Origin of the sequence: Streptomyces sp. NPDC002896 (assembly GCF_040295225.1) — a bacterium.
In the GTDB taxonomy this organism is placed as follows: domain Bacteria; phylum Actinomycetota; class Actinomycetes; order Streptomycetales; family Streptomycetaceae; genus Streptomyces.
Window position 1 is genome coordinate 105,346 of record NZ_JBEOVA010000007.1, and the last position, 26,451, is coordinate 131,796.

General features: G+C 71.6%; 19 protein-coding genes. 3 read left to right on the forward strand and 16 right to left on the reverse strand.

The genetic code is table 11. The features are described from left to right. Position 1 precedes the first annotated feature (1 nt). The 9 genes from ABT009_RS14330 to ABT009_RS14370 all read right to left on the reverse strand — a co-directional run bounded on the left by ABT009_RS14330 (position 2) and on the right by ABT009_RS14370 (position 13,127). Positions 2-1,138 (reverse strand): quaternary amine ABC transporter ATP-binding protein, encoded by a 1,137-nt coding sequence (locus ABT009_RS14330; protein WP_351293190.1) that lies wholly within the window; start codon positions 1,136-1,138, stop codon positions 2-4. Next, entirely contained in the window at positions 1,138-2,652 is a 1,515-nt protein-coding gene (locus tag ABT009_RS14335; protein ID WP_351293193.1) for a GMC family oxidoreductase, read from the reverse strand. Before ABT009_RS14335 ends, ABT009_RS14330 begins: the two co-directional genes overlap by 1 nt. A 68-nt stretch (positions 2,653-2,720) precedes the next feature. Further along, positions 2,721-4,229: an aldehyde dehydrogenase family protein gene (locus ABT009_RS14340; RefSeq protein ID WP_351293196.1), complete on the reverse strand. Its 1,509-nt coding sequence runs from the start codon at positions 4,227-4,229 to the stop codon at positions 2,721-2,723. A 393-nt stretch (positions 4,230-4,622) separates the two neighbouring features. Continuing rightward, entirely contained in the window at positions 4,623-5,654 is a 1,032-nt protein-coding gene (locus ABT009_RS14345) for a questin oxidase family protein (RefSeq protein ID WP_351293199.1), read from the reverse strand. A gap of 158 nt (positions 5,655-5,812) precedes the next feature. Beyond that, on the reverse strand, positions 5,813-7,624 hold the full coding sequence (locus ABT009_RS14350; protein WP_351293202.1) for a sulfatase-like hydrolase/transferase: 1,812 nt from the start codon (positions 7,622-7,624) through the stop codon (positions 5,813-5,815). A 136-nt stretch (positions 7,625-7,760) separates the two neighbouring features. Then, positions 7,761-8,750 (reverse strand): malate dehydrogenase, encoded by a 990-nt coding sequence (locus ABT009_RS14355; RefSeq protein WP_351293205.1) that lies wholly within the window; start codon positions 8,748-8,750, stop codon positions 7,761-7,763. Positions 8,751-9,163: 413 nt separating this feature from the next. Continuing rightward, on the reverse strand, positions 9,164-10,243 hold the full coding sequence (locus ABT009_RS14360; protein WP_351293207.1) for an XRE family transcriptional regulator: 1,080 nt from the start codon (positions 10,241-10,243) through the stop codon (positions 9,164-9,166). 668 nt (positions 10,244-10,911) lie between these two features. Beyond that, positions 10,912-11,373 carry a DUF3017 domain-containing protein gene (locus ABT009_RS14365; protein ID WP_351293967.1) on the reverse strand — a complete coding sequence of 154 codons (462 nt, stop codon included), beginning with the start codon at positions 11,371-11,373 and terminating at the stop codon, positions 10,912-10,914. Between the two features lie 896 nt (positions 11,374-12,269). Next, positions 12,270-13,127, reverse strand: coding sequence for a bifunctional methylenetetrahydrofolate dehydrogenase/methenyltetrahydrofolate cyclohydrolase (locus ABT009_RS14370; RefSeq protein WP_351293210.1), 858 nt, complete (start codon positions 13,125-13,127; stop codon positions 12,270-12,272). A gap of 313 nt (positions 13,128-13,440) precedes the next feature. On the opposite strand from ABT009_RS14370, the gene ABT009_RS14375 reads away from it, so the two are divergent. Further along, entirely contained in the window at positions 13,441-14,052 is a 612-nt protein-coding gene (locus ABT009_RS14375; RefSeq protein ID WP_351293213.1) for a hypothetical protein, read from the forward strand. A 117-nt stretch (positions 14,053-14,169) separates the two neighbouring features. Here the strand turns inward: ABT009_RS14375 and purH are convergent, their stop codons facing one another. Then, on the reverse strand, positions 14,170-15,774 hold the full coding sequence (purH, locus tag ABT009_RS14380) for a bifunctional phosphoribosylaminoimidazolecarboxamide formyltransferase/IMP cyclohydrolase (RefSeq protein ID WP_351293215.1): 1,605 nt from the start codon (positions 15,772-15,774) through the stop codon (positions 14,170-14,172). Beyond that, a complete protein-coding gene (gene purN / locus ABT009_RS14385; protein ID WP_351293218.1) occupies positions 15,771-16,388 on the reverse strand; it encodes a phosphoribosylglycinamide formyltransferase in 618 nt (205 codons plus the stop codon). Before purN ends, purH begins: the two co-directional genes overlap by 4 nt. Positions 16,389-16,669: 281 nt before the next feature. Between purN and ABT009_RS14390 the strand changes: the two genes are divergently transcribed. Then, entirely contained in the window at positions 16,670-17,533 is an 864-nt protein-coding gene (locus ABT009_RS14390) for a hypothetical protein (RefSeq protein ID WP_502989873.1), read from the forward strand. Positions 17,534-17,858: 325 nt separating this feature from the next. Here the strand turns inward: ABT009_RS14390 and ABT009_RS14395 are convergent, their stop codons facing one another. After that, the gene (locus ABT009_RS14395; RefSeq protein WP_351293221.1) at positions 17,859-19,580 is read right to left on the reverse strand and encodes a cell division protein PerM; all 1,722 of its coding nucleotides are present in this window, start codon (positions 19,578-19,580) and stop codon (positions 17,859-17,861) included. Between the two features lie 250 nt (positions 19,581-19,830). Here ABT009_RS14395 and ABT009_RS14400 point away from each other — a divergent pair, with 250 nt between their 5' ends. Then, complete coding sequence (locus ABT009_RS14400; protein WP_502989874.1) at positions 19,831-20,781, forward strand: RNA polymerase sigma factor; 951 nt, start codon at positions 19,831-19,833, stop codon at positions 20,779-20,781. A 173-nt stretch (positions 20,782-20,954) separates the two neighbouring features. Here ABT009_RS14400 and sucD read toward each other — a convergent pair whose 3' ends face one another. From sucD to ABT009_RS14420, 4 genes are all read right to left on the reverse strand, one after another. Continuing rightward, a complete protein-coding gene (sucD, locus tag ABT009_RS14405; RefSeq protein WP_351293224.1) occupies positions 20,955-21,836 on the reverse strand; it encodes a succinate--CoA ligase subunit alpha in 882 nt (293 codons plus the stop codon). A gap of 21 nt (positions 21,837-21,857) precedes the next feature. Next, positions 21,858-23,033 carry an ADP-forming succinate--CoA ligase subunit beta gene (sucC, locus tag ABT009_RS14410; RefSeq protein WP_351293226.1) on the reverse strand — a complete coding sequence of 392 codons (1,176 nt, stop codon included), beginning with the start codon at positions 23,031-23,033 and terminating at the stop codon, positions 21,858-21,860. A 386-nt stretch (positions 23,034-23,419) separates the two neighbouring features. Beyond that, the gene (locus tag ABT009_RS14415) at positions 23,420-25,276 is read right to left on the reverse strand and encodes an ATP-binding protein (protein ID WP_351293229.1); all 1,857 of its coding nucleotides are present in this window, start codon (positions 25,274-25,276) and stop codon (positions 23,420-23,422) included. 164 nt (positions 25,277-25,440) lie between these two features. Continuing rightward, positions 25,441-26,316, reverse strand: a complete 876-nt coding sequence (locus ABT009_RS14420) for a hypothetical protein (RefSeq protein WP_351293232.1) — start codon at positions 26,314-26,316, stop codon at positions 25,441-25,443. Positions 26,317-26,451 lie beyond the last annotated feature (135 nt).

Below are 26,451 nucleotides of genomic sequence, written 5' to 3' on the forward strand. Positions count from 1 at the left end.
GTCAGGCCACCTCCTCGCCGGGGGCGACCGCGGGACGGCCGGCGTCGGCATCCCCGCTTTCGACGCTCTCTCCGGTCCCGGCCACCACCCCGAGCAGCGCCTCCGAGTCGACGACCCCCACACACCGCCCCTCGTCCATCACGCGCGCCGGGCACCCCGAGCGCGCGACGGCCTCGATGGCCTCCGACACCGTCGCCTCCGGGGCGACGGCCGGGCCGTGGCCCGCCTCCTCCGCGCCCGCGGGCCGCATCGCGGCCCGCACGGTCAGGACCTGCTCGCGCGGCACGTCCCGCACGAACTCGCGTACGTAGTCGTCGGCGGGCGAGCCGACGATCTCCTCGGGCGTGCCGAGCTGCACGATGCGGCCGTCGCGCATCAGCGCGATACGGTCGCCGAGGCGCAGCGCCTCGTTCAGGTCGTGGGTGATGAAGACCATGGTGCGGCCCTCATCGTGGTGCAGGCGGATGACCTCCTCCTGCATGTCGCGCCGGATGAGCGGGTCGAGCGCGCTGAACGGCTCGTCGAAGAGCAGCACTTCGGGGTCGACCGCGAGCGCCCGGGCCAGGCCGACACGCTGCTGCTGACCGCCGGAGAGCTGCCCGGGACGGCGCTGCTCCATGCCCTCGAGGCCGACCTTGGCGACGACCTCCTCGGCCTTCGCGCGGCGCTCGGACTTCCCGACGCCCTGGATCTCCAGGCCGTACGCGACGTTGTCGAGGACCGACCGGTGCGGCAGCAGCCCGAAGTGCTGGAAGACCATGGCCGCCCGGTGGCGGCGGAGTTCGCGCAGCCGGGACTTGTCCATGCCCAGCACGTCCTCGCCCTCGATGGCGATCTTCCCGTACGTGGGCTCGATCAGCCGGGTCAGGCAGCGTACGAGCGTGGACTTGCCGGAGCCGGACAGGCCCATGACGACGAAGACCTCGCCCTTGCGGACGTCGAAGCTCACGTCCCGGACGGCGGCGTTGCAGCCGGTGCGCTTCCGCAGTTCGGCCGGGGTGAGCGCGGCGAGCTCCGGGTCGGCGGGCACACGCTCCGCCTTGGGGCCGAAGACCTTCCACAGGCCGTCGACGGAGAAGACGGGAGCGTCGGTGGAAGTCGTCGCAGGGGCCACGGCGGTGGCGGCAGTCGTACTCATCACGCATCACCTCCAAGCAGCTCGGCGGCCCTCTCCCCGACCATCAGCACCCCGATCATCGGGTTGACCGCGGGCATCGTCGGGAAGACGGACGCGTCGGCGATCCGGATGCCGTCGAGGCCGCGGATCCGCAGCTCCGGGTCGACGACGGCGAGTTCGTCGTCGACGGCCCCCATGCGGCAGGTGCCCGCCGGGTGGTACACGGTGTGCGCGACCTTGCGCGCGTACTCGCTGAGCTCCTCGTCGCCGGTGACCTCGGGGCCGGGGCACACCTCGCGCTTCAGCCAGTTCGCGAGGGGTTCGGTCTTGGCGATCTCGCGGGCGATCTTGATGCCGTCGACGAGGGTGCGGCCGTCGTAGTCGTCCTCGTCCGTGAAGTAACGGAAGTCGAGTGCGGGCTTGACCTCCGGGTCGGCGCTGGTCAGGTAGATCCGGCCGCGGCTCTTCGGCTTGGGGATGTTCGGGGTCATCGAGACACCGTGCTCGGGCCGTTCGTAGCCGAGCCGCTCCGGGTTGTCGGTGAACGGAATTTGGTAGAAGTGGAACATCAGGTCAGGGCCCCGGTGTTCGGGGTCGCGCCGCACGAACAGCCCGGCGTCGGAGTCCATCGCGGAGTTCTCCGGGATCGGTCCGTTGGTCTCCCACACGATGACCGACTCGGGGTGGTCGAGCAGGTTCTCGCCGACGCCCGGCAGGTCGTGCACGACGGGTATGCCGAGCCGCTCCAGGTCCGCCTTCGGGCCGACGCCGGAGTGCATCAGCAGCCGCGGCGAGTCCACCGCGCCCGCGCACAGCAGCACTTCGTGCTTCGCCTCGACGAGGATCTCCTCGCCGTCCTTGGTCCGGACGTGCACACCCTTCACGCGCGTGCCGTCGAACTCCAGCTTGTACGCCCAGGTCTCCAGCCAGATGTCGAGGTTCGGCCGGTCGAGGAAGGGGTGCAGATACGCGACCGACGCGCTCGACCGCTTGTTGTTCTCCGGGTGGTACGCGAGGTCGAAGAAGCCGACACCCTCGTCGAACGGCTTCTTGTTGAAGCCCTCGACACGCGGAACCCCGAGCGCCGCCTGCGCGGCGTCGACGAAGTCGCGGGCGATCGCGTTCCGGTCCTGCTCGTCCACGGCCACGATGTTGTTGCGCAGCCGCGCGAAGTACGCCTCCATCTGCACGGCGCCCCAGCCCTTGGCGCCGGCCTGTTCCCACTCGTCCCAGTCGGACGGCAGCGGCTTGAAGGAGATCAGGGTGTTGTGCGAGGAGCAGCCGCCGAGTACGCGGGCGCGGCTGTGCCGGATGTGCGAGTTGCCGCGTGGCTGCTCGGTCGTCGGGTAGTCGTAGTCGAGCTCTCCGCCGAGCAGGCCCATCCAGCGGCGCAGGGTGAGGACGTCCTCGCGGTCGACGTCGCTGGGGCCGCCCTCGATGACGGCGACGCGGACGTCTGGGTTCTCCGTCAGCCGGGACGCGATCACGGATCCCGCGGTACCGCCGCCGATGACGACGTAGTCGTACTCAGACATGTGTGTGTTGCTCCTCTGTCGTGCAAGGTGCTGCGCGTATGGGGTCGTACCGAGGTACGACGGCGGGCTCAACCCGCGAACCACCGCACGGGACGCGGGTCCAGGTTCTGGTAGACGTGCTTGCTCTCGCGGTACTCGGCGAGCCCGGCGGGCCCGAGTTCGCGGCCGACCCCGCTCTTGCCGAAGCCGCCCCACTCGGCCTGCGGGAGGTAGGGGTGGAAGTCGTTGATCCACACGGTGCCGTGCCGCAGCCGTCCTGCGACGCGCCGGGCGCGGCCCGCGTCGGCCGTCCACACGGCGCCCGCGAGTCCGTACTCGGTGTCGTTGGCGAGGGCGACGGCCTCGTCCTCGGTGCGGAAGGTCTCGACGGTGAGCACCGGTCCGAAGACCTCCTCGCGCACGACCCGCATCTCGCGGTGGCAGTGGTCGAGGACGGTCGGCTCGTAGAAGTACCCGGTGGCGGGCCGGATGTCGGACGGCTCGGGCCGCTGCCCGCCGGTCCGCAGCACCGCGCCCTCTGCCAGCGCGGAAGCCACGTAGCCCTCCGTCTTCGCGCGCTGCTGCTCGGATACGAGCGGTCCGCACTCGACGCCGTCCTCGGTGCCGCGGCCGAGCCGGATCTTCGCGGCCCGCCGGGCGAGTTCGGCGACGAAGCGCTCGCGCACCGACTCCTCGATGATGAGCCGGGAGCCCGCGGAGCAGACCTGGCCGCTGTGGATGAAGGCGGCGTTGAGCGCCTGGTCGACGGCGGTGTCGAACCCTTCGTCGGTGGCGCAGGCGTCGGCGAACACGACGTTGGGGTTCTTGCCGCCCAGCTCCAGGGCGACCTTCTTGACGCCGACGGCCGCGGCCTGCGCCACCTTCGTACCGCTGACGAGCCCACCCGTGAACGACACGAGGTCCACGTCCGGGTGCTCGGCGAGGCGCGCGCCGACCGAATGCCCCGGACCCGTCACGATGTTGGCGACCCCGGCGGGCAGCCCGGCCTCGACGAGCAGGTCGATCAACGCGACGGTCGTCATCGGGGTGATCTCACTCGGCTTGATGACGAAGGTGTTGCCGGCCGCCAGCGCGGGCGCGATCTTCCAACTGGCCTGCAGCAGCGGGTAGTTCCAGGGGGTGATGAGCGCGCAGACGCCGACGGGCTCGTGCACGACGACGCTGTGGACGGTGTCCGTCCCGGCGTCGACGACACGGCCCGCGCCCTCCGCGGCCACGAGGTCGGCGAAGTAGACGAAGGCGTCGGCGACACAGTCGATGTCGACGCGGCCTTCCTCCACGGTCTTGCCCGCGTCACGGCTCTCCAGCAGGCCGAGCTCCTCGCGGTCGCGGCGCAGCAGGTCGGCGACCCGGCGCAGCAGCGCGGCCCGCTCGGCTACGGGCGTCCCGGGCCACGGGCCCTGGTCGAATGCGGCACGGGCGGCAGCGATGGCGGCGTCCGCGTCCTCAGCACCACCCTCGGCGACCACCGCGAACGGCTTCGCGTCCGCGGGGTCGAGGATCTCCCGCGTGGCACCGGAGAGGGCGCTGCGCCACTCCCCGTCCACGTGAATGGTCTTGCGTGCTGACACTGACACGTCGTGCTTGCCTTCCGTTCGGACTCTCTGCAGCCGTGACTGACACCGTCACTCTCGGCGACCGAGGGGCCTGCCCTGGAAAGCATGAAACATGCGTATCCGACCGCGAAAGTGCGTCATGTCACTGCAAATGCAGCTAATGCAGCTCTACGCCTAATGCGACCGTAATAGCTGCGCTGGAGCCCGCCGTCACTCATCGCAACCGCGAACCCTGCCCGGAGAGCCGGAAAGCATGCGTTTTTGTTGACAAAAGTGCAGCGTGCCACTGCACAGTCGGGCTATTCCACCGAAACGTACGCTCAGTAACGATGCATCCATGAAGGTGATGCGATGCACATGATTCGCCCTATTTCGCGGACTGTCTGAAGGCCGGACCGGGGGACGCAGCGGGGCTCACGCCAAGGGCTCGCCGAGCTCGATGGCGCGCAGCGCGGCGGCGAGTGCCTGTTCGTCCCCGACGTCCAGCGCGGTGTCGGTCAGCTTGATGACGTGTTCGTCGCCGTGCGCCAGGGCGCGCTCGAGGACTTCCTCTGCGCTGATGCGGCCTGGTGGCACAGAGGGGACGGGCTCGCTCGGCGCGTACATCGCCGTCACCGCCGCCGACGCCAGCCACGCCGCGTGGAGGCTCGGTGCCCACAGGGTGCGGGGCAGAGCGGGGAGGGTGCGCAGCACGGCGCTGGGTGCCGTCGCCGCGTGGACCAGCATGATCTCGTTGCCGTGGCCGTGGGTGGCATAGCGATGCGTCGCGGCCCGCACCAGCTCGGCGAGCCGCTGCCTGGCCGCGTCCGGGTCGGCCACCCAGCCAGCCCAGGCGGGCAGCTGTTCGACGAGGGCCAGCCGGGCGGGGAAGCCGCCGTGCGGATCACGGATCGGGGCCACGGCGTCCAGGGCCGCGAGGGCCTCACCGGCCTCATGAGCACCGGGAAGCAGCGCGATACCGGGGAGCGGGTGATGCCTGGCGGCCCAGTAACCGAGCCCGTGGGCGAGTTCGGCGAGACGCGGCGCGCTCTCTCCGCCCTCGATGAGAGAACGTACGGCGTGACCCACCCGGATCACAGGATGGGTCGACCCCCCGTACATCCCGGGCAGCAGACGCGGCCACCACTCGGCGAGAACGCCTTTCCAGGAGCCTTCGCCGACGGCACGCGTGAAATACGCGATCCAGTCGGCGACCCTGCGCGGATCACCCAACGCGGCGGTCCAATTCGCGTCGGTCACGGGCTCCACAGGACTGGGGAATTCCTCGAGTTTCGCCTCGTACAGATCCAGCCAGCGGTGTACGGCACCCGACCGCCCGTGCGCGGCGAGCGCCTCGACGACCATGGGAGCGTGGTTGGTGAGCCGCCCAAGCCGCTCCGGCCCCGCGGCATGCAACCGCTCCAGCGCTTCCTCGAGCACACCGCTCGCATCTCCTGTTGGGTTCATGCAAGCACGCTAGTCAGCCGCCATACGGCGCGGATCGGGCCCGGGAACGAGGCCAGGCCCCGGATCAGGACCTAAGACCAAGGACGTAGCGGCCGGTGAATCCGTTGATTCGCCGCTGCGACGCCTCGTCAGACGTCGCAGACGACACGAGCCGCCGCCTAAACCCTCCCCGCCGTCCGCGGCACCCCCACCCTCCGCGTCGTCTCGTAGCGCAGTGCCGCGTTGCCCGTCCCGCGGGCCGTGCCCACCGCCGTCAGCTGCCAGGCGTCGGCGGGAGCGGTGCCGGGGGGTGTGATGCGCCAGCGTGTGGTGAGGGTTGCGCCGACGGGCAGGCGGGGGGCCCGGGACTCGGTCAGGGCGTGCACCTGCCACCCTTCGGGCGCGATCAGGGTGAGGCGGGCGTCCGTCCAGGCGCGGGCCGAGGCGTTGCCGAGGACAGCTTCCAAGGTGAACTGCTTGCCGGCGAGGGCCCGTTGGGGTACGCGGCCGATCCGTACGCCGAAGGGCTTGCGGCGGTAGTCGTCGACCCATGCGGAGCGGGCGGCGGCGACCAGTTCAGCGACCTTGCGGGGATGGGTCGCCGCCAGGTCGTCGGTCTCGCCGAGGTCCGTGGAGAGGCGGTACAGCTCGGCACTCCACTGGGCGTCGGGAGCCCTCCGGTCCTGGCCGGGGGCGAAGCGGACCAGCTTCCAGTCGTCCCGGCGCACGGCCTCGGCGACCCGGCGGATACGGCCCTTGTCCTGGGCGTTGGCGCGGGGCGTCGCCGCGGGGTCGTGGCGGTAGAAGTACAGCGCGTCGTGACGGGCGGCGGCCTTGGCGTCGCCCGTCAGCAGCGGGGCGGCCGACAGGCCGTCGATGTCGGTCGGGGCGGGTGCGCCCGCCAGATCGGCGAGCGTGGGCAGGAGATCGGTGAGCGGCGTCGGCCGGTCCGTCGTGCCCGCGGCGATCCGGCCGGGGCCCCAGGCGATCAGCGGCGTACGGATGCCGCCCTCGTACAGATTCCGCTTGTAGCCACGCAGCGGGCCGTTCGCGTCGAACAGGTCGGGGTCGACGCCACCCTCCTCGTGCGGGCCGTTGTCGCTGGCCACGAGCACGACGGTGTCGCGGGCGATGCCGAGCGCGGTGAGCTTGTCGGTGACGTTGCCGACGAGGGTGTCGAAGTAGGTGACCTGCGCGGCGTGCCCCTTGTCGGCGTCCGGCCAGGGCTTGCCGGCGTACTCCCCGAAGTCCGGGACGGCGCTGGGCGCGTGCGGCACGGTGGGCGCCAGATAGAGCAGGAACGGCTCTTCCGCGTGGCGGGCGATGAATTCGAGCGCGCGCGCCTCGATGAGATCGGGTGCGTACGTCTTACCGTCCAGGGCCACCTTTTCGCCGTTGTGCCAGAGATACGACGGGTAGTAGCTGTGGGCCTCGCGGTGGCCGATATAGCCGTAGAACTCCTCGAAACCACGGGAGTTCGGATGGCTGGGCTGGCCGGCCCGCTCCGGGCCGAACCCCCACTTGCCGAGGACGGCGGTGCGGTAGCCGCGAGCACGCAGCACCTCGGCGAACGTGGTGTCCGTCGCGGTGAGAGAGCCCTGCGGCCCGTGGAACGGGTTCTGGCGTACGGTCGCGTGGCCGCTGTGCAGACCGGTGAGCAGCGAGCACCGCGAGGGGGCGCAGACCGGTGCCGGTGAGTATGCCGACGTGAAACGCAGCCCCTCGGCGGCCAGCCGGTCGATCCGCGGGGTGCTGATGATCTTCTGACCGTACGCCCCGACCTCGCCGTACCCGAGATCGTCGGCGAGGATGACGACGAGGTTCGGGCGGCCCTCGCGGCGTGCGACGGCGGGCTTCGCGGAGGCCGGGCCGGGACCGGTACCGGACTCCCCGCCGGTGCCGGTGTCCGTCCCGTCCGATGAGCACCCGGCCAGTGTGGCAAGGCCGAGGGTCGCGGCCGAACCGGCAAGAAAACTGCGGCGATCGGTCATGTTATTGATCATGCATGGCCCTGCGCCGTTACATCCATGCACACCGCATTGCGGTCCTGTGACAACCCCATACGCGGAAGGCCTCGGTCCAGTAACGGACCGAGGCCTTCCATCAGTGCTGGTCGGCGACCACGGCTCAGATGAGGCCGAGCGCGCGAACCGCCTCGCGCTCCTCGGACAGCTCCTGGACCGAGGCGTCGATACGGGCGCGGGAGAACTCGTTGATCTCCAGGCCCTGGACGATCTCGTACTTGCCGTCCTTGGTGGTGACGGGGAAGGAGGAGATCAGGCCCTCCGGGACGCCGTAGGAGCCGTCCGACGGGATGCCCATGGAGGTCCAGTTGCCGTCCGCCGTGCCGTTGACCCAGGTGTAGACGTGGTCGATGGCGGCGTTGGCAGCCGACGCGGCGGACGAGGCGCCACGGGCCTCGATGATCGCGGCGCCGCGCTTGGCGACGGTCGGGATGAAGTCCTCGGCCAGCCACTTCTCGTCGTTCACGACCTCGGCGGCGTTCTTGCCGGCGACCGTGGCGTGGAAGATGTCCGGGTACTGGGTGGCGGAGTGGTTGCCCCAGATGGTCAGGCGCTTGATGTCGGCGACCGTGCTGCCCGTCTTCTTCGCGAGCTGGGTGAGCGCGCGGTTGTGGTCGAGGCGGGTCATCGCGGTGAAGCGCTCGGCCGGTACGTCCGGAGCAGCGGCCTGTGCGATGAGGGCGTTGGTGTTGGCCGGGTTGCCGACGACGAGGACCTTGATGTCGTCCGCGGCGTGGTCGTTGATGGCCTTGCCCTGGGGCTTGAAGATGCCGCCGTTGGCCTCGAGGAGGTCACCGCGCTCCATGCCCTTGGTGCGAGGGCGGGCGCCGACGAGCAGCGCGACGTTCGCACCGTCGAAGGCGACGTTCGGGTCGTCGGTGATCTCGATGCCCTGGAGCAGCGGGAAGGCGCAGTCGTCGAGCTCCATGGCGGTGCCCTCGGCGGCCTTCAGCGCCGGGGTGATCTCGAGCAGACGCAGCTTGACCGGCACGTCCGCGCCGAGCAGCTGACCGGAGGCGATGCGGAAGAGCAGCGCGTAGCCGATCTGGCCGGCCGCGCCGGTGACGGTGACATTCACGGGAGTGCGGGTCATGGCGATCTCCGTAGGACAGCGGTTTTTGATCGATCTCTCGGCGTCAAGAGATCCACCGGTCAGGCTATCGCGCCACAGGCACGCTGGCCCCCCACACCCCTGTGGCCCGGCCCACATGCCGCCGATACGGGGCGCATGCCGCCGATACGGGAGGCATACCGCCGATACGGGAGGCATGCCTCCCCGCACACAGAAGCGGCGGCCGCCTGCCCGGGAGAGCCGGGGCAACGGCGGCCGCCGTGGGGTGCCGGAGGTGCGAGGCGTGTCCCCCCTGACTGCACCGCACTCCCGTGGGGGTACTGTCCGCCTGCCCCGGACCGGGGCAGGCATTCCCCCCCTTTCCCGAACTCGTTCGGGTTACTTTCCGCGGACCCCTTCTGACGACGTCACGAAGCGTCTCTCCGTACGAAGGCCTACTCCGTGCAACCCTTCTGACCCGCCTTCAGCGTGGCGCAGGCCGCCGCGTCGGTGGCGTCCTTGACGGCCACCATCGGCGTGTACGCGTCGGCGTCGTCGTCGACCGTGCCGTTCTGCTTGGCGGATCCCGAGGTGATCTGGACCTTGTCTCCGGCGGTCGCCTGGGTGATGCGCGCCCAGGCGGCGCCGCAGGTCTTGCTGTAGCGGACCTCGACGAGGGCCGTACCGACCGTGACGCTGGTGGTGGTCCTGGCCAATTCGCCGCCGCAGCCCATGATCTCCGGGTCCTTGCCCGTGCAGTCCTTGCCGCTGCACTGGACGCCTTCCGGCAGGTTCGCATTGCTGGTGGTCGGCGTCGCCGAGGGCGCCTTGGCTTCGTTGCCGCCCTTGGAGTCGTCTCCGGGGTTGGTGAGCAGGACGGCTGCGGCGATCACGATGAGCGCGCCGACGACGCCCGCGAGGAACATCGTCAGCCGGCGCCCCCGCCGCTGCCGGTCCGGCGAGCCGCCGGGGCCGGACCCCGTGCCCGCCGGGCCGCCGGGGCGCCCGGGTGGCGCAACGACGGAACCCAGGCCGTCTCCCGCCGCGACGCCCTCCACGTCCGGCGCGGACGGCTGAGGCGGGACGCTGGGCGCCACCCCGGCGGGGCCGGCCACACCCGCGACCGCGCCTGCCGTCCCGACAGCGGCGCCCTGCTGCGCCGTACGGCCGTTCTTACTCTTGACCGAGGTCGGCCCGAACTCCCCGAGCGCGGCGCGCGCCTGGGATATCCGGATCGCCTCCATGGTCATGTCGTGGCGCATCTCGGAGCGGCTCCAGGCGCGCTCCGCGAGCTCCCACATGGTCGTCAGATGGATGGGGTTGGTGCCGGTGACCTCGGCCAGCGCGACGATCGCGCCCTTGGGCGCGAGCAGCCGGCCGTTCAGATAGCGCTCCCACGACGTCTTGCTGTAGCCGGTGCGGTCCGCCACCGCGGCGATGCTCAATCCGCTCCGGTCGACGAGCCTGCGCAGCTGGCTGGCAAACTCCCTGACCTGCGGATCGAGCTCCTGCGGCAGCTCCCTCCAACGAGGCATTGCTTCCCCCCTCTTACCCCCGAAACGTGCCTGTTCCCCCGCGCTTCCCCGCCGGCGGTGCCTCTGCCCGGCCCTCGTTCTCACTACCCAGAGGGATGCGCCGAGCCAGGATCTCAGTTCCTGGAGTGGGGGCGCACAGGAGCATTCGAGCCACCCGCGTGCACCGTTGCACGCCCGACGGTCTCCGGTCCAGTTTTCCATCGGTACCCCGGACTACTGGACAGAATCCCTGTTCGAAGTCGGGGACGTCCCGAGGGATCCCGAGGGCTCCTCAGGCGTCCGATTACTGACGTTAGCCCCGCTGTCGCGAGCGATGGTCGTAAATCCTTGAACTTGTCGTCACATCGTCACATAGAACGCATGTGGTGCCGCAAGTGGACCTACTCCATCCGCACTTGGGACCCGGAGGAGCCGCCGCAGCACCTGCGATCCCGCATCGGCTGCCGGTCGACGGAATTCACCCGTCCGGGCGCATGGTCGACGCGGGACGCCGTTGCGGGCCGCGTACACCGTGGCGGAACCGTCACCTCCGTGCCACAGCGACCCGGCATCCCTTGATCCTTATTGTCGCGTCCATGACTCTGAACTCAGGGACGGCGCCCGTCCTCCCTCGGGGGAGGGGACGGACGCCGTCCTCTGTCGAGTCGTCGCGTCGTCGCGTCGTCGCGTCAGCTGATCGTGAAATGCAGGGTCTCGTCCAGGAACGGGATCTCCAGCCATGGATGCGGCTGCACCATCATCGCGAGCAGCACGATGGCCACGCCCAGCACGCCGTACGTCACCATGTCCGTGAAGCGCGAGCGCACCGCGAGCATGCCCACGGAGGGCAGCGTCCAGCGCATGACGGCGCCCGCGATCAGCGCGACGCCGATCACCATCGTGCCGATGCGGAACAGGTCGAACGCGGTCAGCAGGAGCCCGAGCCCGACCAGCGCGAGCACGGTGAGCATGGGCCACTGGCGGGCAGGGGCCGGGGCGTCCCCGGAGGCGGCCCGGCCACCGCCCTCCGGCCGGGCCGTGTCGTGCGTGAACAGGGGGAACCGCCGCGAGGTACGCCGCGGTCGGCCGCCAGGCCCGGGGGCGCTGATCGCCCCCGGGGCACTCGGCTCGTCATCGTGTGCCGCGGGCACGGACTCTGAGCCGGACTGGGCGTCCGTCCCGGAGTCCGTGTTGCGCACACGCTCACCGCCGCCCCGCGATCGCTCAGCGCGCAAAGCCTGCTCCTCGCCCTTCGAGCGCTCTTCAGCCGACGCAGACGCAGCCTCCGCGCCCGACGGCTCTCCAACCGGCACCCGCGCCGCGCCCGAGGGGCCCTCGACCGACCGCGCCGCGCCAGACGGCGGCTCCGCGACGGACGTCGGCTCCGCGACGGACGTCGGCTCCGCGACGGACGTCGGCTCTGCGGCCGCCGACCGCTCCCCGGCAGGCGAAGGCCCTTCGTCCCGGGACCGCTCAGCGCGAGAGGACTGCCCTTCGCCGTCCAACCGCGCCGCGGCCGACGCCCGCTCTACGACAGACCCGGCCCCCGCGGCCGACCGCTCCGCGCCGGGCTCGCGTCCCACCTCCGACGCCCGCTCGTCAACGGGTGCCGTGTCGGCGACAGCCCGGGACTCCCCGGCAGGTGCAGGCCCCGAAGCCGGTGTCCGGTCCCCAGCGGAAAGGGACTCCACGTGCCGCAACCGATCCGCCGTCTGCGCCGCCCCCGCGGCCGACGCGGGCTCCGCAGACGACACGGACGACGTGCCCGACGCAGGCTCCCCATCCCGCAGCCGGCCCTCGGCCGACGCGGACTCCGCCGCCCCCGGCCGCCCGCCGCCGCGCACCGCTTCCCCCGGCGACCGCCCGGCGTCCCGCGCCGACCGCCGGGCGTCCCGCTCCGGGTGCCCGGCGCCGGTGCCGGTGGCCTCCGCGGTCCCGGATTCGTCGCTCGCCTCTGCGTTCATGCGTCTGTCTGCCTCTGCGCTCGTCCGCTCGCCTTGCGTTCCGTTCCCGGCTGCCGCCCCATCCGTTCGACCGTCCGGGACGGTCAGCCGGCGACGGAGCGCTCCGCGGCCTCCACGACGTTGACGAGGAGCTGGGCGCGGGTCATCGGGCCGACGCCGCCGGGGTTGGGCGAGAGCCAGCCGGCGACCTCGGCGACGCCCGGGTGGACATCCCCGACGATCTTGCCGCTCTCGTCGCGCGAGACGCCGACGTCGAGGACGGCCGCGCCGGGCTTCACGTCCTCGGGCTTGATCAGGTGCGGCACACCGGCCGCGGCCACGATGATGTCCGCCCGCCTGAGGTGCGCGGACAGATCGCGCGTACCGGTGTGGCACTGCGTCACCGTCGCGTTCTCCGAGCGGCGCGTGAGCAGCAGCGGCATGGGCCGGCCGATGGTGACGCCGCGGCCGACGACGACCACCTCGGCACCCTTGATCTCCACGCCGTGCTGACGGAGCAGCCGGATGATGCCGTACGGGGTGCAGGGCAGCGGGGCCGGCTCGTTCAGGACGAGGCGGCCGAGGTTCATCGGGTGCAGCCCGTCGGCGTCCTTGGCCGGGTCCATCAGCTCGAGGACGCGGTTCTCGTCGATGCCCTTGGGCAGCGGCAGCTGGACGATGTACCCGGTGCAGGCCGGGTCGTCGTTGAGCTCGCGCACGACCGCCTCGATCTCCTCCTGGGTCGCGGAGGCGGGCAGTTCGCGCTGGATGGAGGCGATACCGACCTGGGCGCAGTCGCGGTGCTTTCCGGCCACGTACTTCTGGCTGCCCGGGTCGTCCCCGACCAGCAGGGTGCCGAGGCCGGGCGTGACGCCCTTCTCCTTCAGGGCCGCAACGCGGGTGGCCAGGTCGGACTTGATCGCGGCAGCGGTGGCCTTGCCATCGAGAATCTGGGCAGTCATGCCCCCATCCTCGCGGATGACACGGTCCGGGTTCCAATCCGGGCCCCGTCGTTCCGGTCCGGGCGCCCTCCGACGTCCCATCGGTCCCGGCACCCCGATGCCCTCCCCTGATCGACAAGCCGCACGATTCTCCATGATCAGCAGATTGCACTTGCACAACACATACGGAATGCGGCTGGACAACTGCGCGACGGCTGAAGAACGATGAGCGTCACAGTGCCGCGGACAGCGCCGGGGGGACGGACCGCATCTGTAGAACTTTCCTCCGAGCGGGCCGCGTCGTCCCCGCGCTTTCATCGGAGGAAAGACCGCCATGAGTTTCGGCGACCCGAACAATCCCTACGGGACCCCGCCCCAGCAGCAGCCGCAGCAGCAGCCCGGCTACGGCTACCCCCAGCAGGCGCCGCAGGGCGTCCCGCCCCAGCAGCAGGGCTACGGCGGCTATCCGGCGGCCCCGCCGGTGCAGCAGCCGTACGGCGGTGGATACGCCGCCGCGCCCGCGACGATGCCCGGCGGCATCAAGGCCGCCCGCATCATCCTGTGGGTGCTGGTCGCTCTCCAGATCGCCAGCGCCATCTACGCCCTCACGCAGCTCGGCGCCGTCGACGACGCGGTGAACTCGGTGGACACCTCGGGCCTGTCCAGCTCCGACACCGACGCCATCGCCAGCATCGGCAAGGGCGTCGTGGTGTTCGTCGCGGTGCTCGCCTTCATCTTCGCCGCGCTCGGTGCCGTGCTGGCGCTCAAGTTCGGCAGCGGCGCCAACGCCACGCGCGTGTGCGCCATCGTCTACGGCTCGTTCGTCATCGTGGGCGGCCTCTTCCAGCTGCCCATCGGCATCCTGACGATGATCGCCGGAATCCTGATCGTCGTGTTCGTCGCCAAGTCCGACGGCGCCGCCTGGTTCAAGCGCCCGCGCTACTGAGCCGCCCGCGCCACGGGGCCTGAAGGCCCCGGCATACGGAAGGGGCCCCGCGTCGCGTGACGTGGGGCCCCTTCGCCGTATGCCGTTACTCGGTCGTACGCCTCATACCGCCGTGGCTCAGTGGAAGAAGTGCCGCGTACCCGTGAAGTACATCGTCACGCCCGCCTTCTGTGCGGCCTCGACGACCTGCTCGTCGCGGACCGAACCGCCGGGCTGGACAACGGCCTTGACGCCCGCGTCGGTGAGGATCTCCAGGCCGTCGGGGAACGGGAAGAACGCGTCCGACGCGGCGTACGAGCCCTGGGCGCGCTCGGCGCCGGCCCGCTCGACGGCGAGCTTCGCGGAGTCGACGCGGTTGACCTGGCCCATGCCGACGCCGACGGAGGCGCCGTCCTTGGCGAGCAGGATCGCGTTGGACTTCACGGCGCGGCAGGCCCGCCAGGCGAAGGCGAGTTCGGCGAGCTCGGTCTCGGACAGCGGCTCGCCGGTGGCGAGGGTCCAGGTGGCCGGGTCGTCGCCGTCGGCCTGGAGCCGGTCGGTGACCTGGAGCAGCGCGCCGCCGTCGATGTGCTTGATCTCGACCGGGTTGGCCGGGGAGCCCTCCGCGCGCAGGACGCGGATGTTCTTCTTCTTGGTGAGGGCCTCGAGCGCGCCCTCCTCATAACCGGGCGCGACGATGACCTCGGTGAAGATCTCGGCGACCTGCTCGGCCATCTCCTTGGACACCGGCCGGTTCACGGCGATCACGCCGCCGAACGCGGACAGCGGGTCGCAGGCGTGCGCCTTGCGGTGCGCCTCGGCGACGTCCGCGCCGATCGCGATGCCGCACGGGTTGGCGTGCTTGATGATCGCGACGGCCGGCTCGTCGTGGTCGTACGCGGCACGGCGCGCGGCGTCCGTGTCCGTGTAGTTGTTGTACGACATCTCCTTGCCGTGCAGCTGCTCGGCCTCGGCGAGACCGCCCGTGCCGTCGACGTAGAGGGCGGCGTCCTGGTGCGGGTTCTCGCCGTAGCGCAGGGTGTTCTTGCGCTCGAACGTGGCGCCGAGGAAGTCGGGGAAGTGGCCCGCGGCGGAGCCGCTGTCAGACACAGCGTCGACCGGGGCGTACTCGCTCGCGAACCAGGAGGCGACCGCCACGTCGTACGAGGCGGTGTGCTGGAACGCTTCAGCAGCGAGCCGCTTGCGGGCGCCCAGGTCGAAGCCGCCGTCGCGGACGGCGGCGAGCACATCGCCGTACCGCTCGGGGCTGGTGACCACGGCCACGGACGGGTGGTTCTTCGCGGCGGCGCGGACCATCGACGGGCCGCCGATGTCGATCTGCTCGACGCACTCGTCGGGCGAGGCGCCGGAGGCGACGGTCTCCCGGAACGGGTAGAGGTTGACGATCACCAGCTGGAACGGCTCCACGCCCAGCTCGGCGAGCTGCTGCTGGTGGTCCTCGAGCCGCAGGTCGGCGAGGATTCCGGCGTGCACGCGCGGGTGCAGGGTCTTGACGCGGCCGTCGAGGCACTCGGGGAAGCCCGTGAGCTCCTCGACCTTGGTGACCGGAACCCCGGCCGCGGCGATCTTCGCGGCGGTCGACCCGGTCGAGACCAGCTCGACACCCGCCTCGTGCAGCCCGCGCGCGAGCTCCTCCAGCCCCGTCTTGTCGTAGACGCTGACCAGCGCCCGGCGGATGGCCCGCTTCGTGTCCTGAGTCCCCTGCGTACCTTCGGCGGTCACGGGATAACTACCTTTCGTCCCTCAATGCGAAAGCCGTTACGGGCCAGACGCCCCACGGCCTCGACGAGCAGCCTTCGCTCGACTTCCTTGATGCGCTCGTGCAGAGCGCTCTCGTCGTCCTCGTCCCGGACCTCGACCACGCCCTGAGCGATGATCGGGCCGGTGTCGACGCCGTCGTCGACGAAGTGGACGGTGCATCCGGTGACCTTGACGCCGTGCGCGAGGGCGTCGCGCACACCATGGGCTCCGGGAAAACTGGGCAGCAGTGCGGGGTGGGTGTTCACGAACCGGCCGCCGAACCGCGCGAGGAACTCCTTCCCCACGATCTTCATGAAGCCGGCCGAGATCACGAGATCCGGCTCGTGGACGGCGACGGCGTCGGTGAGCGCCGCGTCCCACGCCTCCCGGCTCTCGTAGTCCTTCACCTTCCGCACGAAGGTCGGCAGACCGGCGCGTTCGGCGCGTTCGAGCCCGACGATGGAGTGGCGGTCGGCGCCGACGGCGACGATCTCGGCCCCATAGGCATCGGCTCCCTGCGCCGCGATGGCATCGAGTAGAGCCTGCAGATTCGTACCTGATCCGGAGACCAGCACGACGAGGCGCTTGGCGGCCACGGCGGGGCCCTTTCTCACAGGAGCTGTCTTTGTACGGTCGTACGAAAGCTTCGCGTCCCTCGATACGGGGAACTCTACGAAGCGGCCGACCGTCAGCAACGATACCGGCACATGGGGCGGCCCCCGGGGGACGGGGGCGTGGCCGGAAGGTAGCGTCTGGGGAGGATCCGCCCCCCGACACGCCGCAAGGCGCCCAGGGACCGGGTACGACGCCCGGAAGAACTGCCAACAGATCGACGCCAGATCGACGCCAGATCGACCAAGGGGAAGACGCACACCTGATGCCGGACCTGATGCCGGGCCGAAGCCGCCGCCTCCCGCTGTCCATCGCGTACGGGCTCGCGCAGGGATCCCCTGCGTACGGGCTCGCGCCGGGAGGGGAGCGCGGCTCGACGCTGCTGCGGGAACGCCGGCCCGCCCCGCCGCCGGCCTCGCCGGAGGGCGGGGACGCGCAGGGGTCGGGGGCCGGCGGTCAGGATTCCGCAGGCACTCCCCAGGGCTCGTCGCCTCAGGACGACAACCCCTTCGCGCCGCCGCCGGAGGGAACGCCGGACCGCCCGTGGCAGCCCCGCCACGATCCGAACGGGCAGGACTCGGACCAGGGCTCCGGGCAGGGCCGTTCCCCGTGGGGCCGCCAGTGGAGCGACGAGCAGCCGGGCCGCTCCCCCGGCGGCTTCGGCGAGCGGCCCGGCGGGCAGGGCGGCGGGCCCGAGGGCCCGCCCGGCATGCGCTGGGACCCCACGGACCCCGTGCAGCGCCGCGCACGCTACGCACTGCTCTCCGGCATGTGGGCCTTCTTCTTCGCGCTCTTCAGCTGGCCGTACGTGGCGCTGCTGCTCGGGGCGCTGGCGCTGTACTGGGGGATCAGCTCGCTGCGCGCGAAGCCGCGTACCCCGGACCCGACAGCTCCGGCGCCGGCGGCGGGGTCCGCCGCCGGCGGCCCGAAGCCGCAGACCACGGCGGCGATCAGCGGTCTGGTGACGGCGGCGCTGGCGCTGGCCATGGTGGCGGCGACGTTCGCGGCGCAGCTTGTGTACCGGGATTACTACACGTGCGTGAGCGATGCGCTCACGAACTCTGCGAAGCAGTCGTGTGAGCGGTTGTTGCCGGAAGAGGTCCGGCCGCTGCTGGGGACGCGGGACTGAGCCCCGCGGGCCCCGACGGGCTGCGCCCACCCGAATCCCCGCAGGGGTAGTACGCGATGCACCCGCCGTCGTGGGTTGTGCCCACCCAGCGGAACCGGCCACCGGCCGGTAGCCGCGAGCGTGCCGAAGGGGACGGTGGGGGTCCCCCCTGCTCGAGCGGAGCCGAGAGCTTGGGGAGGGATGTGCGCCCGCAGCGGCTGGCGCGAATTCCGGGTGGCCCTGACGACGTACGGCTCGGCGCCAGACCGAGGACGTACATCCCGGCGCGGCCCCGACCCACACCCGGCGGGAGGCGCGCCAGCCACCCACCGGCCGGGAGGCGCCATCAACGGGACCCGTCCGGAGGAGGAGGCGGCGCCCCAGAGGCCCACGCGGCATCGTCGTACCAGGCCGGCACCCCCTCCTCCACCGGCAGGAAGTCGTACGGCTCGAACTCCGTACCGCCGTCCGCGGCGACCTCGGCCTCCGCCGCCCGCCCCCGCCGCAACAACCGTCCCCACCGCGGCACCCGCACCCGCACCCTCGCAGCCCAACCCAACGGCGCCCGCCAGACCCGCCGCCACCGGCTCCCAGCCGAAGCCGTCCTCGGCGTTCGCGATCGCGTTCGCCACGCCCGCAGCCCCGCCGCCACCGGCACCCCCACCCCGGCAGTCCACGCCACCCCCGCCGCCCCGACCTGCCACCACACGGGCCCGAAGCGGGCGAGCACATCCACTCCCATCGGCCCTCCGGCCAGGGCGGCAAGCCCGGCCATGGCCACCCCGTACAGCCCCGAAGCACCGATGACGTTCAGTACGGTCCGCCCGAGCGGCCACGCGTCCTGACGTTCCCCCTTCGCGGGCGCAGCCGCCCCCACCGTGAGCCAGGCGACCGTCACGCCCGCGGCCACCGGCACCAGCACGACCGCCCAGGCAAGCAGGGGCCCGGCAATCCCGGCGAGTCCGGTCGCTCCCCCGGGAGAGCCCTGCGGTACAGCGGCAAGCAGCGGAAAGGGCGGGAGCAACGCCTGCGCACCGGCAGAGCCCGCCGAGCCGCCCCAGCCCGGCGACCCCCCGGACCCGCCCCAGCCCACCGAGCCCGCCCACAGCGGTGCGACGACATCGCCGCCGCCGAGGGCGAACCCCGGCCCCAGCCCGTATGCCGCCCCCCACACTGCGGCGTTCGGCATCAGCGCGACGACCAGCAGCAGCACCGCGAACCGCCCTGACCACACGTCCGTGAGCTGCAGGAACGAGTCCCGGGTCGCACCCGCGTGCCAGCCCAGCGACAGGGCGACGACCAGTGCACCACCGCCGACAAGCACCACCGTCCCGGCGGCCGCGGCCCGCACGGCGACCGCGATCCGTGACCGGTTCGCGGCCACCGGGGCACTCTCGCCGTCCGCACCTGCGCCGACGCCGTTGCGGGGAGCACCGCGGTCGGGAAGCGCACCGTCGACGGCCCGCCGTACGGCCTCCGCGGGCAGCCCCACCATGCGCAGCGCCCGGCACACGGCAGCCCTCAGCGGCCCACGAGGGCGGCCGCAGGCCGTCCAGACACCCGCCCCACCGGCCACGGCGACGAGCACAGGAAGACGGAGGGCGACGCCGAACCACGAAGGACGCAGCTCCCCACTCGCCGCGTACACGGCGGCACCCGCTCCGACCAGCAGATATCCGACAACGACGCCCCACCATGCGACCCGCACCCGTGCCCGTACCGTCACCGGCTGCCGCACCGACAGCCCGGACGCCCCGTCGTAGCCGCCCTTCGGGAGCACCGGCTGCCCCTCCGCCGTATCCCGCGCCGCCCGGTGCACCAGCCACACCGGCAGTACGAGCAGCAGCAACGGCGTGACGCCCACCGGCGCGGGCACCCCGGAGAGCGTGTCGGTCCTGACCAACTCGACGCCGTGCGCAAGCAGCCACAGCGCGGCGGCGACATGCAGGGCCCCACCGGGCCCACTGTCCGGATAGGGCGAGGTGATCCACAACAGCGTGACGAGCACGGCGAGCGACCCCAGGCCCAGCCCCGCCGCAACAACGCCGCCCAGCAGAGACCCGCCCACCCCGGCGGGAAAGCGCCCGAGCACCCCAGAGAGCACCGAGGCCCAAGACAAGGGCCGCGTCGGCGAGGAAGGGGGCGGGGACGAGGACGAGTTCGGAGACGGCCGCCGCGACGGCGACGGGCTGCGATCGGTCACACGGGGCACGGGGCCATCGTGCCAACGACACGCAGTTTCTCTGCGTAACAGGCGAATACCGGATGTGTCGCCCAAGATACGTTTATGTACTTTTTCGGACGGAGGGGTGTGCCCGGTGAGCCAGAGCCCTGACGCCCCGCCTCCGTCCTCGTCCCGAAGCGTCCGCAGGGGCGGAGCCGCGGCCCCCCACGCGCTCGAGGACAAACCGGACCCCCAGCCCGAACCGAGCCACATCCCCCCGCCGGCTCCCGATGCGGCTGACGACGCCCGGCCGACGCCTGCCGACGCCTTCGACGCCCTGTACGCGCGCGGCGCCCCCTCCCTCGTACGCCAGACGTATCTGCTCAGCGGTCGGCGTGCCCTCGCGCAGGAGGCCGTCGAGCAGGCCTTCCAACAGGCCTGGTACCGCTGGCCGGAGGTCGCCTGCGACCGGGATCCCGAGGGATGGGTGCGGGCGGTGGCGTACGAGTACGCCATGTCGCCGTGGCATCGGCTGCGCCGGTCCCACCGGCAACCCGAAGAACCGCCCGCCGACCCGGACGACCGCAGGCTGCTCGCCGCGGTCCTCGATCTGCCGCCGTCGTACCGCCGCACGCTGCTGCTCTACGACGGCCTCGGGCTCGACCTGCCGGAGGCCGCCGCCGAGACGGAGGCGAGCACTCCGGCGACGGCGAACCGGCTGCTGCACGCCCGCGACGCGATCGCCGCACAGCTGCCCGACCTCACTTCTCCCACCGAGCTCCAGCGGCGCCTGAACGCGCTGGCAGACGCGGAGAAACTGCAGACACCGAAGGCTGCTCAGGTACGCGCCGACAGCGAGCGACGGGCCCGTCTGTGGACGAGAGCGGCGATCGCTTCCACGGTCCTGCTCGTGGCCGCGACGGCCCTCGCCGCATGGACCGCACCGACGCACTACGAACCCCCACAGGCCCCGGGCAGCACCGTGACCGGCGTACCCCCACGCATGGGCCCGGGCCCCCTCACAACGGCCCAGAAGTCCCTACGCGCCCACCTCCACGCGAACCCGGCCAACGGCCCCCACCGCCTGAACCCCGAGCCGAACTGACCGACCGCTGCGGGCAGGCGTTCCGCAGGCTGGGGGCACCTCCAGCGGTAGCTGGGGGAGGGTGGGCACAGCCCCCATTACGGCACCCCAACGACGCACGGAAGCAAAACGAGGCGGGCCCGCACCCCAAGGGGTACGGGCCCGCCACAACAGCCAAGGCACAGCGCCCAGCGTTACGCCAGGATCTCCCGAGCCAGCTTCGCCGTCTCGGTCGGCGTCTTGCCGACCTTGACGCCCGCAGCCTCGAGGGCCTCCTTCTTCGCCTGGGCGGTGCCCGACGAACCGGAGACGATGGCGCCGGCGTGACCCATGGTCTTGCCCTCCGGCGCGGTGAAGCCGGCGACGTAGCCGACGACCGGCTTCGTCACGTTGGCCTTGATGAAGTCCGCCGCACGCTCCTCGGCGTCGCCGCCGATCTCGCCGATCATGACGATCAGGCCGGTGTCGGGGTCGTCCTGGAACGCCTTCAGCGCGTCGATGTGGGTGGTGCCGATGATCGGGTCACCGCCGATGCCGACGCAGGACGAGAAGCCGATGTCCCGCAGCTCGTACATCATCTGGTAGGTCAGCGTGCCGGACTTGGACACGAGACCGATGCGGCCGGGCTTGGTGATGTCGGCCGGGATGATGCCGGCGTTCGACTGACCCGGCGTGATCAGACCCGGGCAGTTCGGGCCGATGATGCGGGTCTTGTTGCCCTTGGACTGCGCGTACGCCCAGAACTGCGCGGTGTCGTGGACCGCGACGCCCTCGGTGATGACGACCGCGAGGCCGATCTCGGCGTCGATCGCCTCGAGGACCGCGTCCTTGGTGAACTTCTCCGGGACGAAGATGACCGTGACGTCGGCGCCGGTCTTCTCGATCGCCTCGGCGACCGACCCGAAGACCGGGACCTCGGTGCCGTCGAAGTCGACGGTGGTGCCCGCCTTGCGCGGGTTCACGCCACCCACGATGTTGGTGCCGGAAGCAAGCATGCGCTTGGTGTGCTTCTGGCCCTCGGAGCCGGTCATGCCCTGGACGATGACCTTGGATTCCTTGGTGAGGAAGATAGCCATGGTGTCGGTGTCCCTCGTCCCTTACTTCGCAGCCAGCTCGGCGGCCTTGTCGGCCGCTCCGTCCATGGTGTCCACACGCTGCACGAGCGGGTGGTTGCGGTCGTCCAGGATCTGGCGACCCAGCTCCGCGTTGTTGCCGTCGAGACGCACGACCAGCGGCTTGGTGACCTCTTCGCCCTTGGACTCGAGGAGCTCCAGGGCCTGCACGATGCCGTTGGCGACCGCGTCGCACGCGGTGATGCCGCCGAACACGTTGACGAACACGGACTTGACGTCCGGGTCGCCGAGGATGATCTCGAGGCCGTTCGCCATGACCTCGGCGGAGGCGCCGCCACCGATGTCGAGGAAGTTGGCGGGCTTCACGCCGGAGTGGTTCTCACCGGCGTACGCGACGACGTCCAGGGTCGACATGACCAGGCCGGCGCCGTTGCCGATGATGCCGACCTCGCCCTCCAGCTTGACGTAGTTGAGGCCCTTGGCCTTCGCGGCCGCCTCGAGCGGGTTGGCCGCGGCCTTGTCCTCGAGCTCGGCGTGGTCCGCGTGACGGAACTCGGCGTTGGCGTCCAGGGACACCTTGCCGTCGAGGGCGATGACGCGGCCGTCGGCGACCTTGGCGAGCGGGTTGACCTCGACGAGGAGGGCGTCCTCGGCGATGAAGGTCTTCCACAGCGTCTGCAGGATCTCGACCACCTGGTCGGCGACCTCGGCCGGGAACTTGGCGGCCGCGACGATCTCGCGGGCCTTGGCCTCGGTGACACCCTCGTTGGCGTCGATCGGGGTCTTGGCAACGGCCTCGGGGCGGGTGGCCGCCACCTCCTCGATCTCCATGCCGCCCTCGACGGAGGCGATGGAGAGGAAGGTGCGGTTGGTGCGGTCGAGGAGGAAGGAGACGTAGTACTCCTCGGCGATGTCCGGGGCCAGCTCGGCCAGCATCACCTTGTGGACCGTGTGGCCCTTGATGTCCATGCCCAGAATCTGGCCGGCCTTCTCGACCGCGTCGTCCGGGTCGGAGGCCAGCTTGACGCCACCGGCCTTGCCGCGGCCGCCGGTCTTGACCTGCGCCTTGACGACCGAACGGCCGCCGAGACGCTCGGTCACCTCGCGCGCCGCCTCAGGCGTGTCGATGACTTCACCGGCCAGCACCGGTACACCGTGCTTGGCGAAGAGGTCCCTCGCCTGGTACTCGAACAGGTCCACGCGCGTCCGTCCCTATCAGTGATCTCGCGGTTCGTTTTCTGCGTGGGCAGTGCCGCGAAGGGCAACGTGACTTCCGCTGTCACTAGGGGTCACAAGGGAGGCGTACACGGTTGTCCGGGCACGCGGCATGTCCGTCTCGCAGGTTATCGCCGTAGGCCTCCGGTCCATAAATCGCAGATCACACCCAGGCGGTGATACCTGTCACAGATTGCGCCGCTCAGGGCACCCACAGGCAGGGAAAACGGGCGGTCCCCCGTGTCGAAGGGGACCGCCCGTCCGTGCGTCACACGCCCGTCACGTGCCGTAGATGCCATACACGCCGTGAGGCGTCAGACGGCGTACGGCGAAATCAATGATGTTCCGGAAATCAACGATGTCCTGCTCGGTCAGGCGGAGTACTGCGAGTAATCCGCGACGGCCTCGGACGCGGACGGCACCCAGCTCGGGGTGACCGACTCGGCGACGCCCTGGGCGCCCGTCACGGCGTTCCCCGCGAGCGGCTGCGCGTCGGCGGAGACGGTCGCCGTCAGGTCCTGCGCGAACGGCTGGACCTGCTCGGCCACGCCGCCGGCGAACGGGTCCACCTGGTCGACCACGCCGGCGGCGAACGGCTGCACGTCGCCCGTGACGCCCCACGCGAGGTCGTTGGCGCTGCTGCCGACACCGTGCACGACGGGCTGCACCTGGTCGACGACCGTCTCCACGAACGGCCGCACGGCGCCGACGGCACCACCGGCGAAGGGCTGCACGTCGTCGCTCACGACGCCCTGCGCGAAGGGCGCGACCTCGGCCGCGACACCCTGCGCGAACGGGGAGACCTCGGCGACGACCCCGCCCGCGAACGGCTGGACGTCACCGACGACGCCACCCGCCAGCACGGTCGCGTCCCCGACGGCCTGCCCGGCGACCGGGACCACGCCGTGCACCGCGCTGGCCACGACAGGCGGCAGCACGGACGCGGCGGTCTCGTCGGCGATCGGCGTCGCGGCCGCCACCGCACCGTGGACATAGCCCGGCGCGGCCGCCACAGCACCGCCGACACGGCCCTGCACATCGGCGGGGAGCTGGGCTGCGGTGGTGTGGGCGGTGTAGGCCGCCTGGCCTGCGGTGGCCTGGGCGGTGTAGGCCGCCTGGCCTGCGGTGGCCTGGGCGGTGTAAGCCGCGTGGCCGACGGTGCCCTGCGCGCCGGAGGCCACCTGACCGGCGGCGCCCCGCGCCTCGTACGCCGCGTGCCCGGCGGTGGCCTGGGCCGTGTAGGCCGCCTGGCCTGCAGTGGCCTGGGCGGTGTAGGCCGCGTGGCCCACCGTGCCCTGCGCACCGGAGGCCACCTGACCAGCAGCACCCCGCGCCTCGTATGCCGCGTGCCCGGCGGTGGCCTGGGCCTCGTATGCGGCGTGCCCGGCGGTGCCCTGGGCCTCGTAGGCGACCTGACCCGCGGCGGCCTGCGTTCCGTAGGCCGCCTGTCCCGCCGTGCCCGTGACGTCGCCGGTCAGCCGGCCGACCGTGCCCTGGACGCCGTGGGCGACCTGACCGGCCGCGCTCCGCGCAGCGGAGACGACCTGTCCGGCCTTGCCCTGGGCCTGGGCGAGGGCCTGCTCCAGCTCGGGCGCGAACGCGGAGAGCGGGCCGAACAGGTAGTCGATGGCGCCCTGCGGGCTGTCGACCCCGGCCGTGGCGGCGTCCGCGGTGGCGTGCACAGAGGCCTCCGCGGCAGTCGCGTCGTGCGAGACGGCCGAGGCGTATGAGCCGTAGTCGGGGAGCTGCGCGTAGATGTACGCACGTGCCTGCTCGGCGCGGTCCGCGGCCGTCGTCACCGCCTGGGTGGCCTTGGACTTCGCCTGTGCCTTGGCGTGAGCACTCGCCTCGGCCTGGGACGCGGTGTCCGCTGCCGCGGACTCGGCCTTGGCGGCCGTGCCGGTGGCGGCACCGGTGGCGCCGGACCGGGCAGCGGCCGCCTTGCCGGTGGCCGTACCGGCGGTGGACTTCACCGTGGCAGCGGTGTCCGTCACGGTCGACTCGGCCTTGGCGACGGTGCCGGAGGTGACGTCGGAGACCACGTCCTGCACACCGGCGACCTCGCCCTGGACCTCCCCGACCGTGTCGGTGACCGTATCGGTGACCGTGTCCGGCACAGAGAGGGAATGCGCGGGCAGCTCGTCGGCGCTGGCGACGGCGGAGCCGAGCGCCCACGCGCCCGTGACGCCGGCGGCGATCACGATGGAACGGCGGATGTTCTTGTGCATGCTTGCGTCAGATCCTTCGGAAGGTCGAATTCTGTTTCCGGCCAGGTCCGGTGAGATGGACCGGGCCCACGGCGTCCGTCCGGTGAATGGGAGGGGTGTCTCCGGACGGCGGGCAGACCTGTCCCGCCCCCGCGCGGCAGGTCTCGAGCGGGGAAAGGGCTGCCCTAGCCGGGGAATTCGTTGATGTCGCGGTGCCTGTCGCGGACGCCCGCGTCGTCCGTCGCCGCGGTGCCGCCCGGCACGAGCCGGACCGGGGCGCCTTCCGCGAACGACGCGGCATGCAGATCGCCGTGCCGCGGCGAAGTGGTATCGATGAGGGACTGGTTGACGAGCGCCCCCGTCGGCGCCCCACCGGGTGTACGGGCGGGGACATGCACCGGACGCACGGCACCGCCGTCGTGGCGGTCCGTCAGGCGGTCGGCCAAGACGCCGACCTGCGCGTGCGGGCCGTACGCCGACCCGTACTCAGCGTCGGGCGACTTTCGTGCCCCGTCCTCCACCGCGGCTTCGCCGCCGGGTCGGTCACCAGTCGCACTCTGCGGCGGCTGTACTCCGTCGCCGCCCGGAAGCGTCGCACTCGGCAGGGACGGCACCCCGGGGAGTCCGGAGAACCCTGGGAGTCCGGGCAGTTCCGGCCAATCGGAATCCGCCGACGGCGACACTGCGGAAAGCGCGCCGATGACCCTGTCCGCCACCCGCCCGACAGGCCGCACGACCGACTCGTGAACCCGCTCACCGCCGACCCGTTCACCGGTCTGCCCGCCGACCCGTTCACCGGTCTGCTCGTGGGCTGCCGTGTCGACTGCCTCATTGGCCGTCTTCAGGGTTGCCTTGACGGCCGGCTCGGCGACCGAATCGGCAGCCGGGCGCACGACCCGATGTGCCTGGGGCGTCTGCTCGGCCTCGCCAAGGCCGGTGAAGGGCGACTGGACTTCGCGGGTGGCGGCAGCATCGCCGATAGTCCCTGTGCTTTCCGCCGCATGTGCCTGCTCGCCGCAGAACAGCCCCAGCACGAACAACCCCCCGAGCAGCAGCGCCACTTTCAGCGCACGCCGTCCAGCCGCCGTGCGCACAACGCGCAGGGCGGCAAGAGGCAGAGCTGCTGGGGAAGTCAAGATCGGGGAGGGTCCTCCCGTGCGAGGGGACGGGCCGGAACGCGACGCTCCGTCAAAGCG

Coding starts and splice junctions, on each gene's coding strand:
- ABT009_RS14330 (WP_351293190.1), bottom strand. CDS start 1,138: ATGAGTACGACTGCCGCCACCGCCGTGGCCCCTGCGACGACTTCCACC.
- ABT009_RS14335 (WP_351293193.1), bottom strand. CDS start 2,652: ATGTCTGAGTACGACTACGTCGTCATCGGCGGCGGTACCGCGGGATCC.
- ABT009_RS14345 (WP_351293199.1), bottom strand. CDS start 5,654: ATGAACCCAACAGGAGATGCGAGCGGTGTGCTCGAGGAAGCGCTGGAG.
- ABT009_RS14350 (WP_351293202.1), bottom strand. CDS start 7,624: ATGACCGATCGCCGCAGTTTTCTTGCCGGTTCGGCCGCGACCCTCGGC.
- ABT009_RS14355 (WP_351293205.1), bottom strand. CDS start 8,750: ATGACCCGCACTCCCGTGAATGTCACCGTCACCGGCGCGGCCGGCCAG.
- ABT009_RS14360 (WP_351293207.1), bottom strand. CDS start 10,243: ATGCCTCGTTGGAGGGAGCTGCCGCAGGAGCTCGATCCGCAGGTCAGG.
- ABT009_RS14370 (WP_351293210.1), bottom strand. CDS start 13,127: ATGACTGCCCAGATTCTCGATGGCAAGGCCACCGCTGCCGCGATCAAG.
- ABT009_RS14375 (WP_351293213.1), top strand. CDS start 13,441: ATGAGTTTCGGCGACCCGAACAATCCCTACGGGACCCCGCCCCAGCAG.
- ABT009_RS14390 (WP_502989873.1), top strand. CDS start 16,670: ATGCCGGACCTGATGCCGGGCCGAAGCCGCCGCCTCCCGCTGTCCATC.
- sucD (WP_351293224.1), bottom strand. CDS start 21,836: ATGGCTATCTTCCTCACCAAGGAATCCAAGGTCATCGTCCAGGGCATG.
- ABT009_RS14415 (WP_351293229.1), bottom strand. CDS start 25,276: ATGCACAAGAACATCCGCCGTTCCATCGTGATCGCCGCCGGCGTCACG.